Here is a 13,993-nt window from a genome sequence, read left to right as displayed (position 1 = left end):
GGGCCCATTGACGGGCACACAAAGGACTGACGTGATGATCAAGACGACCTTGAAGACCGTGATGTTCCTTGGCATGGTCGTGACCGGGCTGGCCTTCGCCGCGGGCCCCTGTGAATTCTGCAGCCAGCAGTACGAATATTGTCTGCGCGCAACCTCAGGCCCACTGGCCAAGACACCCGCAGAATGCCTGGCCCAGTACAAGATGTGCCGCGAAATGGATTGCCAGTCCTCCTGACCGGCATCCGGCCGGCTCCTGCGGGAGCCGGCTCAGCCGGCCACGCTGCCAAACGCTTACGATGCAGGGACCCGCGCAGCATCTGCCGCCTCCCCTCCTTGCTGACACAACGCATACGATGGCCTTCTTCGAACGACTGAGCGACACCCGCTACCTGCCGACCGAACACACGGGCGGCGCCTGGAACATCCGCGAACAACACATCGCACCTGCGATCGGGCTGCTGGCGCACCACCTGGAACGTGACGCCGCAGCGCGTGGGCACGGTTTTCTGATCGCGCGCCTGTCCTACGACATCCTCGGCACCATTCCGATCGAAGCGATGGAGGCCCACGTACAGGTGCTGCGCGGTGGTCGCACCATCGAACTGGTCGAAGCCACGCTGCGCCATGACGATCGCCCGGCGCTGCGCGTGCGTGCATGGCTGATGCGCCCGAACGATACGCAGGCCATCGCCGGCACGCCGATCACCGGCATTGCTCCGCCGGAATCAATGCCCGCGTGGGACCCAGGTACGGTCTGGCCAGGTGGTTTCATCAAGAGCGTGGAGATCCGCCGACATGATCAGGGGACCGGCCGTGCCACCTACTGGGCGCGCGCGAAGCACGGGCTGCTGGACGGCGAGCCGGTCAGTCCGCTGGCCCGTGCCGCCACCCTGTTCGATCTGTCCAATGGCATGGCCGTGCGCGCCGATCCGAAGGAGGTCGCCTTCCCCAACCTCGATCTGACCGCGCACCTGTTCGGCATGCCCGAAGGCGAGTGGCTGGGCTTCGACACGTCGGTGTCGTTTGGCCACCAGGGTCTCGGCTTGACCAGCACCGTGCTGCACGATGCGCGCGGTCCGATCGGCATGCTCGGCCAGGCACTGACCGTACGCCCGTAATCCCCAAAAGGGCGGCGTCAGCCGCCCAGCGTACCCATGGTGAAGGTGTAGCCGGAGCTCATCAGGAATTCGCGCATGCGCATCTCCGCGCGCCGCGGTGAGGCCAGGTTGGCCGGTGCATACAGCGCGTAGACCACGCCCGCGCCTTCGATGGCTTCACGCCGCACGCCACAGTGGCGAGTCTCCGAAGCAATCACCCATCCATCCTTCAGCCGATCCGGTCCGATCGACTGGCCGTTCATCAGCCGGAACGTCAGCCAACGTACTTCCACAGAAGATTTGCTCATTGCCGGCATACCGCCAGCGTGCCGCGATCGTTCATGTCCTTGCTCGCCATTGCAGCTCCCTAAGACTTGGAACTCGACCATAGCGCCTTGCCATGTCGTGGGCGAATGAGACGGGAGGGGCCCTATGTCGCCAGGCCGAACCGCGTCCACAGCGCTTCGCGCCCCGGCTGCGTCAGGCGCAGTTCGCGTCGACCCTCAACCCGCCGAAGCCAATCGTTCTTCACGAAGCTGTCCAGCATCGCCTCGCCGACCAGCCCGGCCAGATGCGGGCGCCGCTCGGTGCAGTCCAGGCATCCTCGGCAGTAGCGCGCAGGCTTGACCGTCACGGGAAGCCGCAGCAGCTCTGCCAGCGGCTGGCCGAGCTCCTGCAGGAACGCTGCGCCCTCCACACTCACCTGCCAATGCGCCTGGTGCGGGACCAGGTGCCCTGCCTGCAACAAGCGGTCGGTGATCGCCACCGCATGCACACCGGCCAGATGCCGGTAGCAGGAACGCGCCTGGCGCAACGCCGGCATGCTGCGTGATGCCTCAGCGGTGCAGGACGGCGTGCGGTCCGCAACGCGCAGGATGCCCTCCAGCATGTCGGCGACTTCGTGCGAGGCCAGCCGGTGATAGCGATGGCGCCCCTGCGCGACAGCGACCAGCAGGTCGCCCTCGACCAGCCTGCGCAGATGCGTGCTCGCCGTCTGCGGTGTTACCCCAGCCACGCGTGCCAGCTCCGTCGCGGTATACGCACGCCCATCCATCAACTGCAGCAGCATGGATGCGCGCGCCTGGTCACCAACCAGGGCACCGACGCTGACAAGGGAACCGGAGGTGTGGACCATGCCCGCATTGTGGCACGCCGTTGCAGGCCGACAGTTCGATGCAGGCCGAAGCGTCGGCACCCGCTGCCACGGCACAGTGGTCCCCCCGATAGTGCAAGGCCTGCCATGAATTCCGCTCCGATTCCCCGCCGCTGCATCACCCCTTCGGTCCTGTACCCGGGCACGCCTGTGTTGCTGATGACCACGCTGAACGACGACGGCAGCAGCAACATCAGTCCGTTGTCTTCGTTCTGGGCCCTGGGCAACCGGGTAGTGCTGGGCCTCGGCGTGCAGGGTCAGGGCTATCGCAACCTGCAGCTGCGCAACGAGTGCGTACTGAACTTCCCATCCTCCGCGCAGGCCGCACAGGTCGAGGCCATCGCGCGCGCGACAGGCTGCCACCCGGTACCCACTGCCAAACAGGCGATGGGCTACGTGCACGTCCGCGACAAGTTCGCGCTGGGGGGCTTCAGTGCGGTCGCCTCGACGCACGTCGCACCAGAGGCGATTGCCGAGTGCCCGCTGCAGGTGGAAGTCAGCGTGATGGCGATGCACCCGCCCGGCGAGGATGACGGTCAGGGCTTCGTGATCGTCGAAGGACGGATCCGTTGCGTGCATGCGCACGAAGCGATCACCGTGGCTGGCACCCAGCACATCGATGTCGCCCACTGGAAACCGTTGATCTATCTGTTCCGCCACTACCTGAGCGTGGGTGAACCAGTCGGGCGCAACTTCCGCGCGCAGACGCCGGTCTACGATCCGGCGTAGAGCGGGTGATTCAAGGTGCCGGCGATGGTCGGTGACTGGTCACTGAAATCCAGTACGACACCATGTTCACATAGCGGCCGTCGCGCTTCACCGCGCGCGGCTCGACGCCGGATTCGGTGAAACCCAGCGATTCATACAGCGCGCGCGCGGCGGCGTTGTCCGCCAGTACCGTGAGAGTTAGCGATTCGATGCCTTCCGCGCGCGCAGCCGCGAACGCGGCAAGAAGAAGCTGACGGGCGACACCCTGGCCTCGATGGCCAGCACCCACATGGACACTGTGCACTTCCGCCGTATGCCGTCGCGCCATCCGCACCGGGCGTACGTAACGCAGGAAGCCCACCAGCATGCCGTCAACGAACGTGCCGAAGTAGCGCGTGCCGGGATCGGCAAGCTGGGCGCGCATCACGTCCGCCGAGTCATCCTGCGCCTCGGCCAGCGTGGACAGGAACGCCGCGGGCGACTCGCGAAGGGCCTGCAACCGTGCTTGCCAGAGAATATCGGCGTCGTCAGCGCTGAGTTGCCGGAGAAGCATGCGACACACCTGTGAGGATGCTGATGCACAGGTGCCCAGCCTAGCGCGGGTTCGCCTGATACGGTGTGCATGCAAGAATGAAGACGGCTCCTTCTTCATTCTCTGCCATGACTGAACTTCAGATTCCCCGCGTTGGATGCGGCGCCGTCGTCCGTGATGCCGACGGCCGCATCCTGCTGATCCAGCGCGGACGCGATCCGGAGCGCGGGCACTGGGGCCTGCCCGGCGGCAAAGTCGACTGGATGGAAACGGTGGAGGCTGCCGTGGTCCGCGAAACTCGCGAGGAGACGGCGTTGGAAGTGACGCTGCTGCGCCTGCTGTGCGTGGCCGATCATTTCGAGCCGACACTTGCGCAGCACTGGGTTGCGCCGATCTTCGAGGCTCGGGCACCTGCCGGTGCCGAGGCATCCATCCAGGAGCCGGGTGTGCAGACCGGCCTGGGCTGGTTCGCGCTGGATGCGCTGCCCCAGCCACTGACCCAGGCCACGGTGCAGGCGCTGGCCAGGCTGTAGCGGATATCGATCCGGACGCAGGTTAGCTGGCATCCAGGCAAACAAAAAAGCCCTGACCGGAGTCAGGGCTTTTCAATTGGAGGCCTCAAGCGGAATCGAACCGCTGTAAACGGATTTGCAATCCGGTGCATAGCCACTCTGCCATGAGGCCAACGTACTGCGCGCCAGGAACGGAGCCCTGACAAGACAAAACCCCATGATGGGGCCTGTCGGAACATGGAGCGGGAAACGAGACTCGAACTCGCGACCTCAACCTTGGCAAGGTTGCGCTCTACCAACTGAGCTATTCCCGCATAAGCCGCCATGGTACCGGAAATCCGGAACACACACCAGCGATTTCACTTTTCTGACTGCGCGTAAAGCCTTGTGGCCCAACGTGCCCCGCCTTGCCGTGGCGGGAGAAAAACAAGGCCCCTACCGGGGCCCTGTAGAATCTGGAGCGGGAAACGAGACTCGAACTCGCGACCTCAACCTTGGCAAGGTTGCGCTCTACCAACTGAGCTATTCCCGCAGATTCCGTTCGACCTGCGTCGAAGGAGCGCTATTGTGTCCAAATTCCTTCACGCCGTCAACAGTCTTCACACGATGCGGTCATGGGCGTCCGCACTGGGGTACGCTGCCCCGCCCAGCCCTGTGCGCCCATGTTCCTTCGCGGCAAGCCCCTGTTGATCGCCCTGCTGCTGCATCTGGTAGTAGCGCTGCTGTACTGGGCACTGATTCCGCTGGGAATGAACTGGTATCGCGACAATTTCGGCTTCACCTCGCATCGCGACATCGGCCTTGGCATCGCCCAGTTCTATCTGTTCCATATGTTCCTCGGCGCCCAGCCACTGATTGCGGTGCTGCGGCCGCTGTTCGCCAAACTGTTGGTGCTGGCGGTTCCGCTGACGTTCGCGACCTGGACGCTGATGCACAACCACCCGCTGCGCCTGCTGTACTTCACTGTCGGGCCTGGCCTGCTGGCGCTGGCCGCGATCGCCACATCGGTGTGCTATGCATCACGCAGCCGCCTGCCCGCTACCATGGACACCGCCGATGCCTAGACGTTACATCCGCCTGTTCTGGTTGCTGGTCGCGCTGACCTGGCTGGCGCTGATCGTCGCGCTGGTCAATGCCGGCTTCACCCCGGACTACTGGTTGCTGCACCGCCTGGAAGGCGCCGAGCTGCCCTACCCGACCAGCACTGTCATCGTGTTCGCGTTGCTGGGCACGGTTGAACTGGTCGTGGCCGCCTTGATCGTGCGACCGTGGAAATTGAAGCGGCTGTGGCTGCGCCTGTTGATTGCCTTCGTTCTGCTGTTGGCGTGGTCGGTACCGTGGATGCTGTCGGCCATGCATCAGCCGCCGGTGCACGGCATGCATCTGCTGTGGTTGCTGCTGCTGGACGTGGGACTGCTGCTGGCGCTGTGCGTGGTGTCGCTGGTCAGCGTCCTGGGACGCATTTCCGGCAGGAAGAAGACCCCGACTGCGGTTCCTTAAGGCGCTGGATCCGAGGGCTTCACCGCTTCATTTTCGGATCTCTTGCATGGATTGCGGCAGGCCGATGCAGGAAGTTGAGGATCCGCCAGCGACGAACGCCTGCATCGTGCCCCTGCCCATCGCATTCCGTGCTCCCCCTTCCTTCTGGCTGCTGGCATCACTCATCTGGCTGCTGCTGGTTGCCGCACTCATCCATGCCGGCTTCAAGCCAGACTACTGGCAACTGCGTCACACCGAGTCCGGGACACTGCCCTATCCCATCGGCTCGGTGATCACGTTCGCGCTGATCGTCCTCGTGGAAATGACAGCGCTGGGCCTGGCTGTGCAGCCATGGCGGTTCCGCCGCCTGTGGCTGCGGATCCTGATCAGCCTCATTCCATGGCTGGGGTGGAACGTCCTATGGGGCTTGGCTGCCATGCATCAATCCCCCGTGCGCGACGTCCATTCGAACTGGCTGCTCGGCATGAGCGCCATCCTGCTGCTGGCACTGCTCGTGGTTGTGCCGGCCTCGCTCTGGCCTCGCCTGCGACGTTGGCTCGGGAACTGAGGCCCGCGCCTACTTCCGGAACTCCACCCGCACATGCTGGCCGAAGCGCGCCTTGGCCGCGCCGTCGAACTCCAGCACACACTCCACCACCTTGGCCACGCCGCGCCCGGCATCTTCAGGCAGGCGTGCCTGCGCGAACACGGGACTGATGCGCACCACGCGTGCGGGTGGCAGTGAGCCGGTGTTCTCTGCGCCATCGCTATCCGGCACAACGGTAGCCTTCATGCCCACCTGCACGGCATCGGCATAGGCGGCGCTCAGTTCTGCACGGACCTGCAGCGGACGCGCCGGCAGCAGCGAGATCGCCGGCTTGCCAGCCTGCACGAAGGCGCCAAGGCCCGGCACCTGGCCGACCACGGTGCCGGCTTCCGGCGCGCTCAGCGACATCTGCTGCAATTTCAGTCTGGCGTGCTCCAGCTTGTGCTGGGCCATGTCGACCTGCGCACCGGCCACATCGACATCGGCGCGCACACCGGCCAGCTGCTGCTTGGCCGCATCGGCCTGCTGGTTGGACGACACGCCTTCGCTGGCGCCGGTGGACAGACGGGTGGCGTTGCGCTCCAGTTCGCGCAACTGCGCCTGACTGCCCTTCAGGCGGTCGTTGGCCAGGGCCAGATCGGCGGTGGCCATCGCCACTTCCTGCTGCAGCAGGGCGCCATCCAGCGACAGCAGCAACTGTCCCTTCTTCACCGTGGCACCCTCCTTCACCGGCGCGGCGGTGATCGAGCCATCCACTGGCGGCGCCAGCGCGATCAGGCCACCCTCGACGTCGATGATGCCGCGCGCCACCGCGACCTTGCCGGCGGTGGCAGTGCCGGCTTTACCTGCAGGTGCTTGGGCAGGTGCGTCCTTGGAACAGGCGCCGAGCAGCAGCGCCGCGGACAGTACCAGGCTGAAGGGAAGCAGGTGCAACGTCTTGGTCATGGGGCGGACTCTACAGTTTCGTTCTGGCGGCGGTCATCACGGACCATGCCGTCTTCCATGGCGATCACCCGATCGGCATGCCGGATCAGGCGCGGATCGTGGCTCACGCACAAAACGGTGGCGCCGTGCGCACGTGCGTAGCGATGCAGGATGTCGATCACGCGCTGGCCGTTCTCGGCGTCCAGCGCGCTGGTGGGTTCGTCGGCGAAGATCAGCGTAGGCGACTTGGCGAAGGCGCGCGCAACGGCCACGCGCTGCTTCTCACCACCGGACAGCTGCGCCGGTCGCATGTGGCTGCGGTGGCTGAGGCCCACCTCGTCCAATGCCTTGCGGGCCAGCGGTTCGCTTTCGCGATTGCTCATGCCGCGATAGCCCAGCGGCAGCTGCACCTGTTCCAGTGCGGTCAGTGCGGGGAACAGATTGAAGCCCTGGAACACGAAGCCGACATGGTGCAGGCGGAAGCGCTCCACTTCGCTGCGCGTCATGTGGCCCACATCCTGCCCGAGCGCGTGCACGCGGCCGCCATCGGGCGCAGACAACCCAGACAGCAACGACAGCAGCGTGCTCTTGCCGCAACCGGATGGGCCCGATACCAGGGTCAGTTCACCGGGGTAGATGTCCAGCGACAGGCCGCGCAGCACCTGCACCTGCACATCGCCGGACATGAAACCCTTTTCCAGTGCGTCGGCCTGCAGGGTCGGGGCGACGGCGCGTATGGAAGTCATCGGCCGGTCCTCAACGCAGCAGCAACGATGGATCGAAGCGGACGACACTGCGTACCGCCATGATGCTCGACAGCATGGCCATCACCGCGACCAGCGCCACGCAGCCGATGATGACCATCGGCGTCAGCTGCACCGGCACGCGCTGGGTCTGTGCGATCAACAGCACGACGGTGCTGAACGCCGCCGCCAGCAACATGCCCACGCCGCCGATCAGCAGCGCCTGCTCGAACACCACCCGCGCCAGCGCATAGCGACCGGCACCAAGTGCATTGAGCGTGGCGTACTCGCGTACCGAACCGGCCACCACCGAAGCAAACGACTGGTTGGTGATCACCGCGCCGACAAAGCAGACGATGACGGCCATGAACAACACTGCGATGCCGGCACCGGTATCGAACAGCCAGTATTGCTGCGAGCGGCTGGCGAACTCCGGTGCCGTCCAGAACTCGACCGGCGTGGCCTGCCCCATCGACGTGGCCAAGCGGTCACGCACGTCGTTGGCCAGGCCCGGCGAGCGCAGTCCTGCCACGAAATAGGTGCTGCCCTCATGTGGGTCTGTACCGGCAATGGCGCGCGCGGTATCCAGCGAGGCCAGCACGTTGACGCCACCGAGGCCACGCAGGCCCGGTTGTGCCGCGACCACGCGCACCGCCTTGCCATTGATCCACGCACGGTTGTTCTGCAGATCCACGCCCAGCGTATCCAGATCGGCGCTGTCGACGATCACCGCGCCCGGCTCGCGCAGCTGCACGCGCAGGTCGGCGGGCAGGATGCGCGCGAACATCATCGCGTCGCCTTGGGTGGAGATGCCGGACAGGTACACAGACACGTTACCGGTACCCTGCGCGCTGGAACGCCATTCGCCATCGACCCATTCGTAGGGTTCGACGCGGGTGACATCCGGGTCCATGCGCAGGTGGCTTTCCACATCCGCACTGATTGCATGGCCGTAGTTCACGCTCTGGGTGCCGGGGAAACCGGCCCAGATATCAGCCGACGATGCCTTCACGTAGATCGCGGCGGTACCGAAGATGCCCAGTACCAGTGCCGCCTGCACGATCAGCAGCACGCCAGCAAAGCACATCGCCAGTACCACCGGCAGGAACCGGCGCCACTCATAGGCCAGGGTCTTGCGGGCCAGTGCAATCATTGCGACGCGTCCTCGGCTTCGACCGGCAGCGGTGCGCCACCGAGGGCGCGGTACAGCGAAGCAAACGCCAGCACGCGGGCACCTTGGGCACCGATCAGGTCCGCCTGCGAAGCCAGTGCGGCACGCTGCGTATCCAGGCCATCAAACTCACTGGACAGCCCCAGCTGCACCTGACGTGCCTGTCGCTTGACCTGCTGGCCGGCAACATCATTGGCCGCACGCAGCGACTGGATGCTGCTGTCCTGGCGCGCCAGGCTGCCCAGCGCGCCCTCCACTTCGCTCACGCCTTCCAGTACCGCCTTGCGGTAACCGAGCAGTGCAGCATCCAGCTGCTTTTCATCGGCATTGAAGCGCGCACGACGCTGGCCCCAATCCCACAGCGGGATATCGACGTACGGGCCGATCGAGGGACTGGAGTCGGAGTTGGAGCGCGCGTTCTGGGTGAGGTTGTAGGCGTACAGGATGGAGCCACCGAGGCTGACCCGCGGATACATCGCAGCGCGTGCGGAGCCCTTGCTGGCCGCGGCCTGCATCACTTCTGATTCGGCCAGCAGAATCTGCGGACGGTGGCGCAGCAGATCGGCCGGTACCTGCTGCAGGGAGAACGTGCCCAGCTTCGGCGGCGCGCGATAGGTGCGCCAAGCTGGATCCGGGCCATCGCGGCCCAGCAGCAATGCCAGCGCGCGGGCCGCGTTGTCAGCGTTTTCCCGGGCCTGTGCGATGGCGGCGCGGGTCGCGGCCTGGCGTGCACGCAGGCGATCAAGTTCGCCGGGCTCATCCAGGCGCAGGCGCTGGCGGACCAGGGCCAGGTGCTCGCCGCGGTCATCCACCGATTGCTGGCGGGCCAGCAGGTCCTGCTGGGCCTGTGCAACGGTCAGGTCCAGATAGCTGCGCACCACGTCGGCAATCACCGCCACCTGCGCGGCATTGCGCAGCGCCTCGGCATTGCCGGCCGACGCCTGCGCGCTCAACTGCGCGCTCTCGGCGGCACCGAACAGGCCCAGGTCCCAGATCGCTTCGATGCCGGCATGGAAGTAGGTATCGACGGCGGCGGCGTCCTGCACCTGCTTGGCGCTGGCCGAGATTTCCGGCAGGAAACTCGAGTCCGAGGTGCCGGCGACGATCCGAACGGCCTGCAGGCGCAGCGTGGCCTGCTGCAGGTCGAGGTTGCCGGCGATGGCCTGATCGACCAGGCCATCCAGCGCCGGGTCGGACAGCACTTTCCACCACTGTCTGGCATCCACTGCCACGCCCCGGCCCTGCGGCACCTGGGTCCAGGTGCGGGGCGTGCGGTCAGGCAGGTCCGGAACAGGCACCGACATGCAACCGGCCAGGGCCAGGCTTGCCAACAACGCACCAGGGCGCAGCACTGCATGCAGGGAGAGTCCGTGCCCGGCCTTGGGCACTGCCACTGAAGTGATACGCCTGACCACCAGCCCGCCAACGTGTAGAAGGAGCATGAAGGCTACCGTGCGATTGTGGAGCGAACATGGAGAAATCGTCCGAAAAAGGTCACAGCGCGCGTGCGGTTCAGGCAACGCCGACCCAGTCTTTCACTACGCTTTCAATGCGTTCTCGACACGGAACACTGGACGACTTTCACAGCGTATTGCACATTGCGGCATTGTCTTGCTTCGATGCTGCGCGGCCGTGAAACGTCCCCGCCGCTGGCTGCTGATTGGCTCGATCACGACAGAGACTGTCGGTGTGATCGTGCTCGTCCTGACCACCCCACTGGTCTCGAACGCCACGCTGCTACTGATGGAGCGCAGCAACTTCATTCCCGCCGAATCCTCGATCTTCACGTTCGAGCCGTATGCCATCAACCAGGGCTCGTCGAACTACTGGTTGTACGGGAAGGACCGGACCTACTACTACCACTTCACCTACGAAGATGACGCTCCCTACGTCTACATCCCGCAGGACAACCGCTGCCCCGGTTTCCACCGGCAGGATGCCCGGATCTGGTGCAGCGCCCTGCCCGGCAAGGCACGCTAGCGCGGCGGTGGTGCAACCGGTGTGACAAACGAAAAACGCCCCCTTGCGGGAGCGTTCTTCTTGCATCTGGAGCGGGAAACGAGACTCGAACTCGCGACCTCAACCTTGGCAAGGTTGCGCTCTACCAACTGAGCTATTCCCGCAGATTCCGTTCGACCTGCGTCGAAGGAGCGCTATTGTGTCGATATTGCTGCACGGCGTCAACAGGAATTTTCAGGTGAAGTGAAGGGGGGCGTTCAGGCCCCTGCGCCCGGGCCTCAGGTCCGCAGGCCAGGCCGGACTTGCCGCAGCAGAGCCACGTTCTCGTTGATACGCCCTTGGATCATGCTCAAGGTGTCTTGAGCAATAACGCTTGAATACATGCCGTTGGCGATTTCGGTGAATTGGCTGGCCACCTCGCAGATGCTGTCAATCGCCAGACTGGCGTCACCCTGCTGCACTTCTGCTTCCTCGGCAAGCCGAAGCATGTCAGCACGGGAAATCGCCAGTGCCTCCCCCATGACGTCCATCTGGTGATATCCGTTGGGTCCCTCGCAGAAGGTCACGTCGTAGGCCGGGGCCAGGCGCCATTGCCCATCCGGCGACATGATGTAGGCAAAATTCTTCGGATGATCGTCCCGGTTGTTGAAGGCGACGTTGAAGACCGCACGCTCGAAGGCCACGGCCATTTGCCGCACGTCATTGGTACACAGCTGGGTCGCGCGCAGGAAGTTGACATAGTCCAAGGACCCCGCCGTCTGGTAGTTGGCGCCCGTGAATGCGGCAAGACTCTGCATGGGTACACGCAACCCATCGTGGCGATCAAAGCGCTTGCTGGCGAACGCGGCCAGCCCATTGGGCAGGCTGAAGTACTGCGTGTCCGGGGTCTCGATGCCGCACCTGCGCAAGCACTCGGCGTAGACCATTTCGATGGCGCACGCCTCGGCATGCTCTTCTCTGGCCGGGAACTTGACCAGCCAGGCTTCGAACCCTGGCTCGGCGGCCGTGGTGAACCCACCGAACTGCGGATCGCGATAGACAAGTGCCTTGGGCCTTGCACCTTGGGGTGAGCCGCCCACCAGCAGCAAGGTCTGCAGAAATTCGCCACCTTCTCCCCGGAGCACCTCCTGCACTTCGGCGGCAAGCTGCTCCAGCGGGATGTGGACCTGCGGCGCCTCACCCTCGGGCGCCACAGGTTCAAACGTCATGGCCCCCATCGCGTTGCCACCGATGCAGGCCAAACGCTGGAGCGGGCCGATGCGTGCTGTACTGATCCTTCGGCGTCTGAACATGCGGTCCATCAGCAGCATGCCCCAGCCGTCTGGCAAGGCGTCATACACGGGCCCGGGTAGTTGCAGTTGATGGTCCGGAAAATCCCGCCGCAACGGAGGGCCGGCCAGCGGCAGCTTGTACGAAGACAGCTCCAGCCCCCTTTGCCTGGCCTCGTTGCTGTACTCGAAGGCGATCAGCGGGCGGCCGGTCAGGGCGGTGGTGGAGACCAGCGTTCCCCAGAGCCATCGCTCTCCCCACCCCTCGTAGAAGACATTCACTTGCTCAGGCATTGCGGGGCTTCCTCTTCGTCCGCAGGCGATTCGCGGCCTCTTCGTAGCGCCGAATGTCTTCGATGCTGTCCAGCTTTGGCTGGAACAGGGCTTCGAGTTCGTTGATCCGACCAAGGACCATCGCCACGCGGACCACCGCCTCGAAGCCAACATTGCGCCCGGCCTCCAGATTGGACACGGTGTTGGTCCCAATGCCGGCACGCCCGGCCAGATCCGACTGTGTCATGCCCAACGCCATGCGCTCTGTGCGCAAGCGCTCGCAGAGTCGCTTGACGACCTCGCCGGGCTTGCTGAAGCCCAAATCCAACATAGCGCTCACCACCCTCTTCCCATGCCAGTTGGCACCCAAATTATAGAATCGACACCACTCCTGTTCAATGAATTTAATTCCCTAATTTTGTGGCTTATATGTGCATTCACGTAAATAAATACAGAATCATGGAATTAGATGGCCATCGAATTGCGCATCACGTGCGTAGGCCACGGCGGTGGAAGTAGACCTGCTCAGCGATGCGCCGCGTGGCCGCCGTATGCAGCAGTGCGTTGAGCGGCCAGTCGGCCTGCAGATGATCCATCGCCCAGCGCAGCAGGCGCTTGCCATGGAATGCCGGCGCCACCTGCCGCGCCACCCGTTCCGCTTCCCGCCCTTGCCCACGCAGATGGCGGGCAATCGCCTCGCCGACCGCCCAGCCATGCCGCCACGAGGAATGGATGCCTCCGGCGGACAGTGGTGAGACGATGCCCGCCGCGTCGCCGGTCAGGATCACGCGTTGGCCGGTGAACGGCCCATCCGGCCGGCCGCAGGGCACCAGCCCTGCGCGGGTGGCCGAGGGACGCGCCGAAGGCGGAATGCCGACCACATCGCGCACGTGCTCAAGAAAGCCATCGATATCAGGCGGCCGCACCTGGTTCGGGTCATGGCGCAGCGCCAAGCCGACCTGCAGCCCGGTCGGGTTCTGTGCGACCCACCCGATGTAACCCGGTGCAAAGCGCTTGCTGACGAAGCAATGGAGTGCGTCGCCCTGCGGCAACTGGAGGCCGGCGAACTCACGTTCCACGCCGTAGAGGTTGTCAGGCACCTTGCCGAGCCCGGTGCGCTGGGCAACGCGTGAGCGTGCACCATCGGCACCGACCAGGTAGGCGCACCGCCCTGCCCCTTCCACCTGCCAGCCGTCACCACTGCGATGGGCGCCGGTGAAGGACTGCTGCAGGCGAAGGTCGACACCATTCGCGCGCAGCTCGCTGGCCAGCCAGCGCATCAGGTTCGGCGTATCGGTGGTGAGGAAGTAATAGCCCGGCGCGGCCAACAACACGCTGCGCAGGTTCGGCGCATACAGCCGCACATTGGCAACGCGTTGCACCAGGCATTCGGGCATGCGCCCCAGCCAGGTCTGCTCCATCGCTTCCTTCACCACGATGCCGGTGGTGTGCAGGCGTTCGCCGGGGTCGGCCTTGCGTTCGAGCACGCAGACGCGCAAGCCATACTGGGCGGCAGCCAACGCGCAGGCGGTACCCGCGAAACTGGCGCCGACGATGACCACGTCGTGGTCGTAGGCGGAGGATTGATGAGGCATCGCGGCGTCACCCTTGGAACGAAGGATGCAGC

18 protein-coding genes and 4 tRNA genes are annotated in these 13,993 nt (G+C 64.9%); 8 read left to right on the top strand and 14 right to left on the bottom strand.

What is annotated here, in order from left to right:
* Positions 1–34 precede the first annotated feature (34 nt).
* Together N7573_RS02760 and N7573_RS02755 are read left to right on the top strand one after the other, a co-directional pair.
* The gene (locus tag N7573_RS02760; protein ID WP_197655526.1) at positions 35–235 is read left to right on the top strand and encodes a hypothetical protein; all 201 of its coding nucleotides are present in this window, start codon (positions 35–37) and stop codon (positions 233–235) included.
* 118 nt (positions 236–353) lie between these two features.
* Positions 354–1,118, top strand: coding sequence for a thioesterase family protein (locus N7573_RS02755; RefSeq protein ID WP_134950610.1), 765 nt, complete (start codon positions 354–356; stop codon positions 1,116–1,118).
* A 17-nt stretch (positions 1,119–1,135) separates the two neighbouring features.
* Here N7573_RS02755 and N7573_RS02750 read toward each other — a convergent pair whose 3' ends face one another.
* Both N7573_RS02750 and N7573_RS02745 read right to left on the bottom strand, forming a co-directional pair.
* The gene (locus N7573_RS02750; RefSeq protein ID WP_032128923.1) at positions 1,136–1,405 is read right to left on the bottom strand and encodes a hypothetical protein; all 270 of its coding nucleotides are present in this window, start codon (positions 1,403–1,405) and stop codon (positions 1,136–1,138) included.
* Between the two features lie 122 nt (positions 1,406–1,527).
* Positions 1,528–2,232, bottom strand: coding sequence for a winged helix-turn-helix domain-containing protein (locus N7573_RS02745; protein WP_049399948.1), 705 nt, complete (start codon positions 2,230–2,232; stop codon positions 1,528–1,530).
* A 105-nt stretch (positions 2,233–2,337) separates the two neighbouring features.
* On the opposite strand from N7573_RS02745, the gene N7573_RS02740 reads away from it, so the two are divergent.
* A complete protein-coding gene (locus N7573_RS02740; protein ID WP_134950609.1) occupies positions 2,338–2,979 on the top strand; it encodes a flavin reductase in 642 nt (213 codons plus the stop codon).
* Positions 2,980–2,989: 10 nt separating this feature from the next.
* Here the strand turns inward: N7573_RS02740 and N7573_RS02735 are convergent, their stop codons facing one another.
* The gene (locus tag N7573_RS02735) at positions 2,990–3,511 is read right to left on the bottom strand and encodes a GNAT family N-acetyltransferase (RefSeq protein WP_049461948.1); all 522 of its coding nucleotides are present in this window, start codon (positions 3,509–3,511) and stop codon (positions 2,990–2,992) included.
* 107 nt (positions 3,512–3,618) lie between these two features.
* Here N7573_RS02735 and N7573_RS02730 point away from each other — a divergent pair, with 107 nt between their 5' ends.
* On the top strand, positions 3,619–4,023 hold the full coding sequence (locus N7573_RS02730; RefSeq protein ID WP_032128919.1) for an NUDIX domain-containing protein: 405 nt from the start codon (positions 3,619–3,621) through the stop codon (positions 4,021–4,023).
* Between the two features lie 77 nt (positions 4,024–4,100).
* Here the strand turns inward: N7573_RS02730 and N7573_RS02725 are convergent.
* The 3 genes from N7573_RS02725 to N7573_RS02715 all read right to left on the bottom strand — a co-directional run bounded on the left by N7573_RS02725 (position 4,101) and on the right by N7573_RS02715 (position 4,534).
* A tRNA-Cys gene (locus tag N7573_RS02725) sits at positions 4,101–4,174 on the bottom strand.
* A 66-nt stretch (positions 4,175–4,240) separates the two neighbouring features.
* Positions 4,241–4,316, bottom strand: a tRNA-Gly gene (locus tag N7573_RS02720).
* 142 nt (positions 4,317–4,458) lie between these two features.
* A tRNA-Gly gene (locus tag N7573_RS02715) sits at positions 4,459–4,534 on the bottom strand.
* A 130-nt stretch (positions 4,535–4,664) separates the two neighbouring features.
* Between N7573_RS02715 and N7573_RS02710 the strand changes: the two genes are divergently transcribed.
* The 3 genes from N7573_RS02710 (at position 4,665) to N7573_RS02700 (ending at position 6,049) form a co-directional block, all read left to right on the top strand.
* Entirely contained in the window at positions 4,665–5,066 is a 402-nt protein-coding gene (locus N7573_RS02710) for a hypothetical protein (RefSeq protein WP_049463679.1), read from the top strand.
* The gene (locus N7573_RS02705; protein WP_049463680.1) at positions 5,059–5,502 is read left to right on the top strand and encodes a hypothetical protein; all 444 of its coding nucleotides are present in this window, start codon (positions 5,059–5,061) and stop codon (positions 5,500–5,502) included. Before N7573_RS02710 ends, N7573_RS02705 begins: the two co-directional genes overlap by 8 nt.
* Before the next feature lie 64 nt (positions 5,503–5,566).
* On the top strand, positions 5,567–6,049 hold the full coding sequence (locus N7573_RS02700; RefSeq protein WP_223224653.1) for a hypothetical protein: 483 nt from the start codon (positions 5,567–5,569) through the stop codon (positions 6,047–6,049).
* 9 nt (positions 6,050–6,058) lie between these two features.
* Here N7573_RS02700 and N7573_RS02695 read toward each other — a convergent pair whose 3' ends face one another.
* Genes N7573_RS02695 through N7573_RS02680 form a run of 4 tightly spaced genes read right to left on the bottom strand, consistent with a single transcriptional unit; the run spans position 6,059 to position 10,308 of the window.
* Positions 6,059–6,973 carry an HlyD family efflux transporter periplasmic adaptor subunit gene (locus N7573_RS02695; protein WP_134950608.1) on the bottom strand — a complete coding sequence of 305 codons (915 nt, stop codon included), beginning with the start codon at positions 6,971–6,973 and terminating at the stop codon, positions 6,059–6,061.
* A complete protein-coding gene (locus tag N7573_RS02690; protein ID WP_049463683.1) occupies positions 6,970–7,698 on the bottom strand; it encodes an ABC transporter ATP-binding protein in 729 nt (242 codons plus the stop codon). Before N7573_RS02690 ends, N7573_RS02695 begins: the two co-directional genes overlap by 4 nt.
* 10 nt (positions 7,699–7,708) lie before the next feature.
* Entirely contained in the window at positions 7,709–8,848 is a 1,140-nt protein-coding gene (locus N7573_RS02685) for an ABC transporter permease (protein WP_279912299.1), read from the bottom strand.
* Positions 8,845–10,308 (bottom strand): efflux transporter outer membrane subunit, encoded by a 1,464-nt coding sequence (locus N7573_RS02680; protein ID WP_279912298.1) that lies wholly within the window; start codon positions 10,306–10,308, stop codon positions 8,845–8,847. Before N7573_RS02680 ends, N7573_RS02685 begins: the two co-directional genes overlap by 4 nt.
* A 190-nt stretch (positions 10,309–10,498) precedes the next feature.
* On the opposite strand from N7573_RS02680, the gene N7573_RS02675 reads away from it, so the two are divergent.
* Positions 10,499–10,846, top strand: a complete 348-nt coding sequence (locus tag N7573_RS02675) for a hypothetical protein (protein WP_262220673.1) — start codon at positions 10,499–10,501, stop codon at positions 10,844–10,846.
* Positions 10,847–10,913: 67 nt separating this feature from the next.
* On the opposite strand, the gene N7573_RS02670 is transcribed toward N7573_RS02675, so the two are convergent.
* The 4 genes from N7573_RS02670 to N7573_RS02655 form a co-directional block, all read right to left on the bottom strand.
* Positions 10,914–10,989 (bottom strand) — tRNA-Gly (locus N7573_RS02670).
* Positions 10,990–11,103: 114 nt separating this feature from the next.
* On the bottom strand, positions 11,104–12,387 hold the full coding sequence (locus tag N7573_RS02665; RefSeq protein WP_107433533.1) for a type II toxin-antitoxin system HipA family toxin: 1,284 nt from the start codon (positions 12,385–12,387) through the stop codon (positions 11,104–11,106).
* Positions 12,380–12,697, bottom strand: coding sequence for a helix-turn-helix transcriptional regulator (locus N7573_RS02660; RefSeq protein WP_180844468.1), 318 nt, complete (start codon positions 12,695–12,697; stop codon positions 12,380–12,382). The genes N7573_RS02665 and N7573_RS02660 overlap by 8 nt, the downstream gene beginning before the upstream one ends.
* Before the next feature lie 157 nt (positions 12,698–12,854).
* The gene (locus tag N7573_RS02655) at positions 12,855–13,961 is read right to left on the bottom strand and encodes an NAD(P)/FAD-dependent oxidoreductase (protein WP_279912297.1); all 1,107 of its coding nucleotides are present in this window, start codon (positions 13,959–13,961) and stop codon (positions 12,855–12,857) included.
* Between the last annotated feature and the right edge of the window lie 32 nt (positions 13,962–13,993).

The sequence above is a fragment of the Stenotrophomonas sp. GD04054 genome (assembly GCF_029836955.1).
Lineage (GTDB): Bacteria > Pseudomonadota > Gammaproteobacteria > Xanthomonadales > Xanthomonadaceae > Stenotrophomonas > Stenotrophomonas maltophilia_A.
This window is presented reverse-complemented; position numbering and strand designations above follow the sequence as displayed.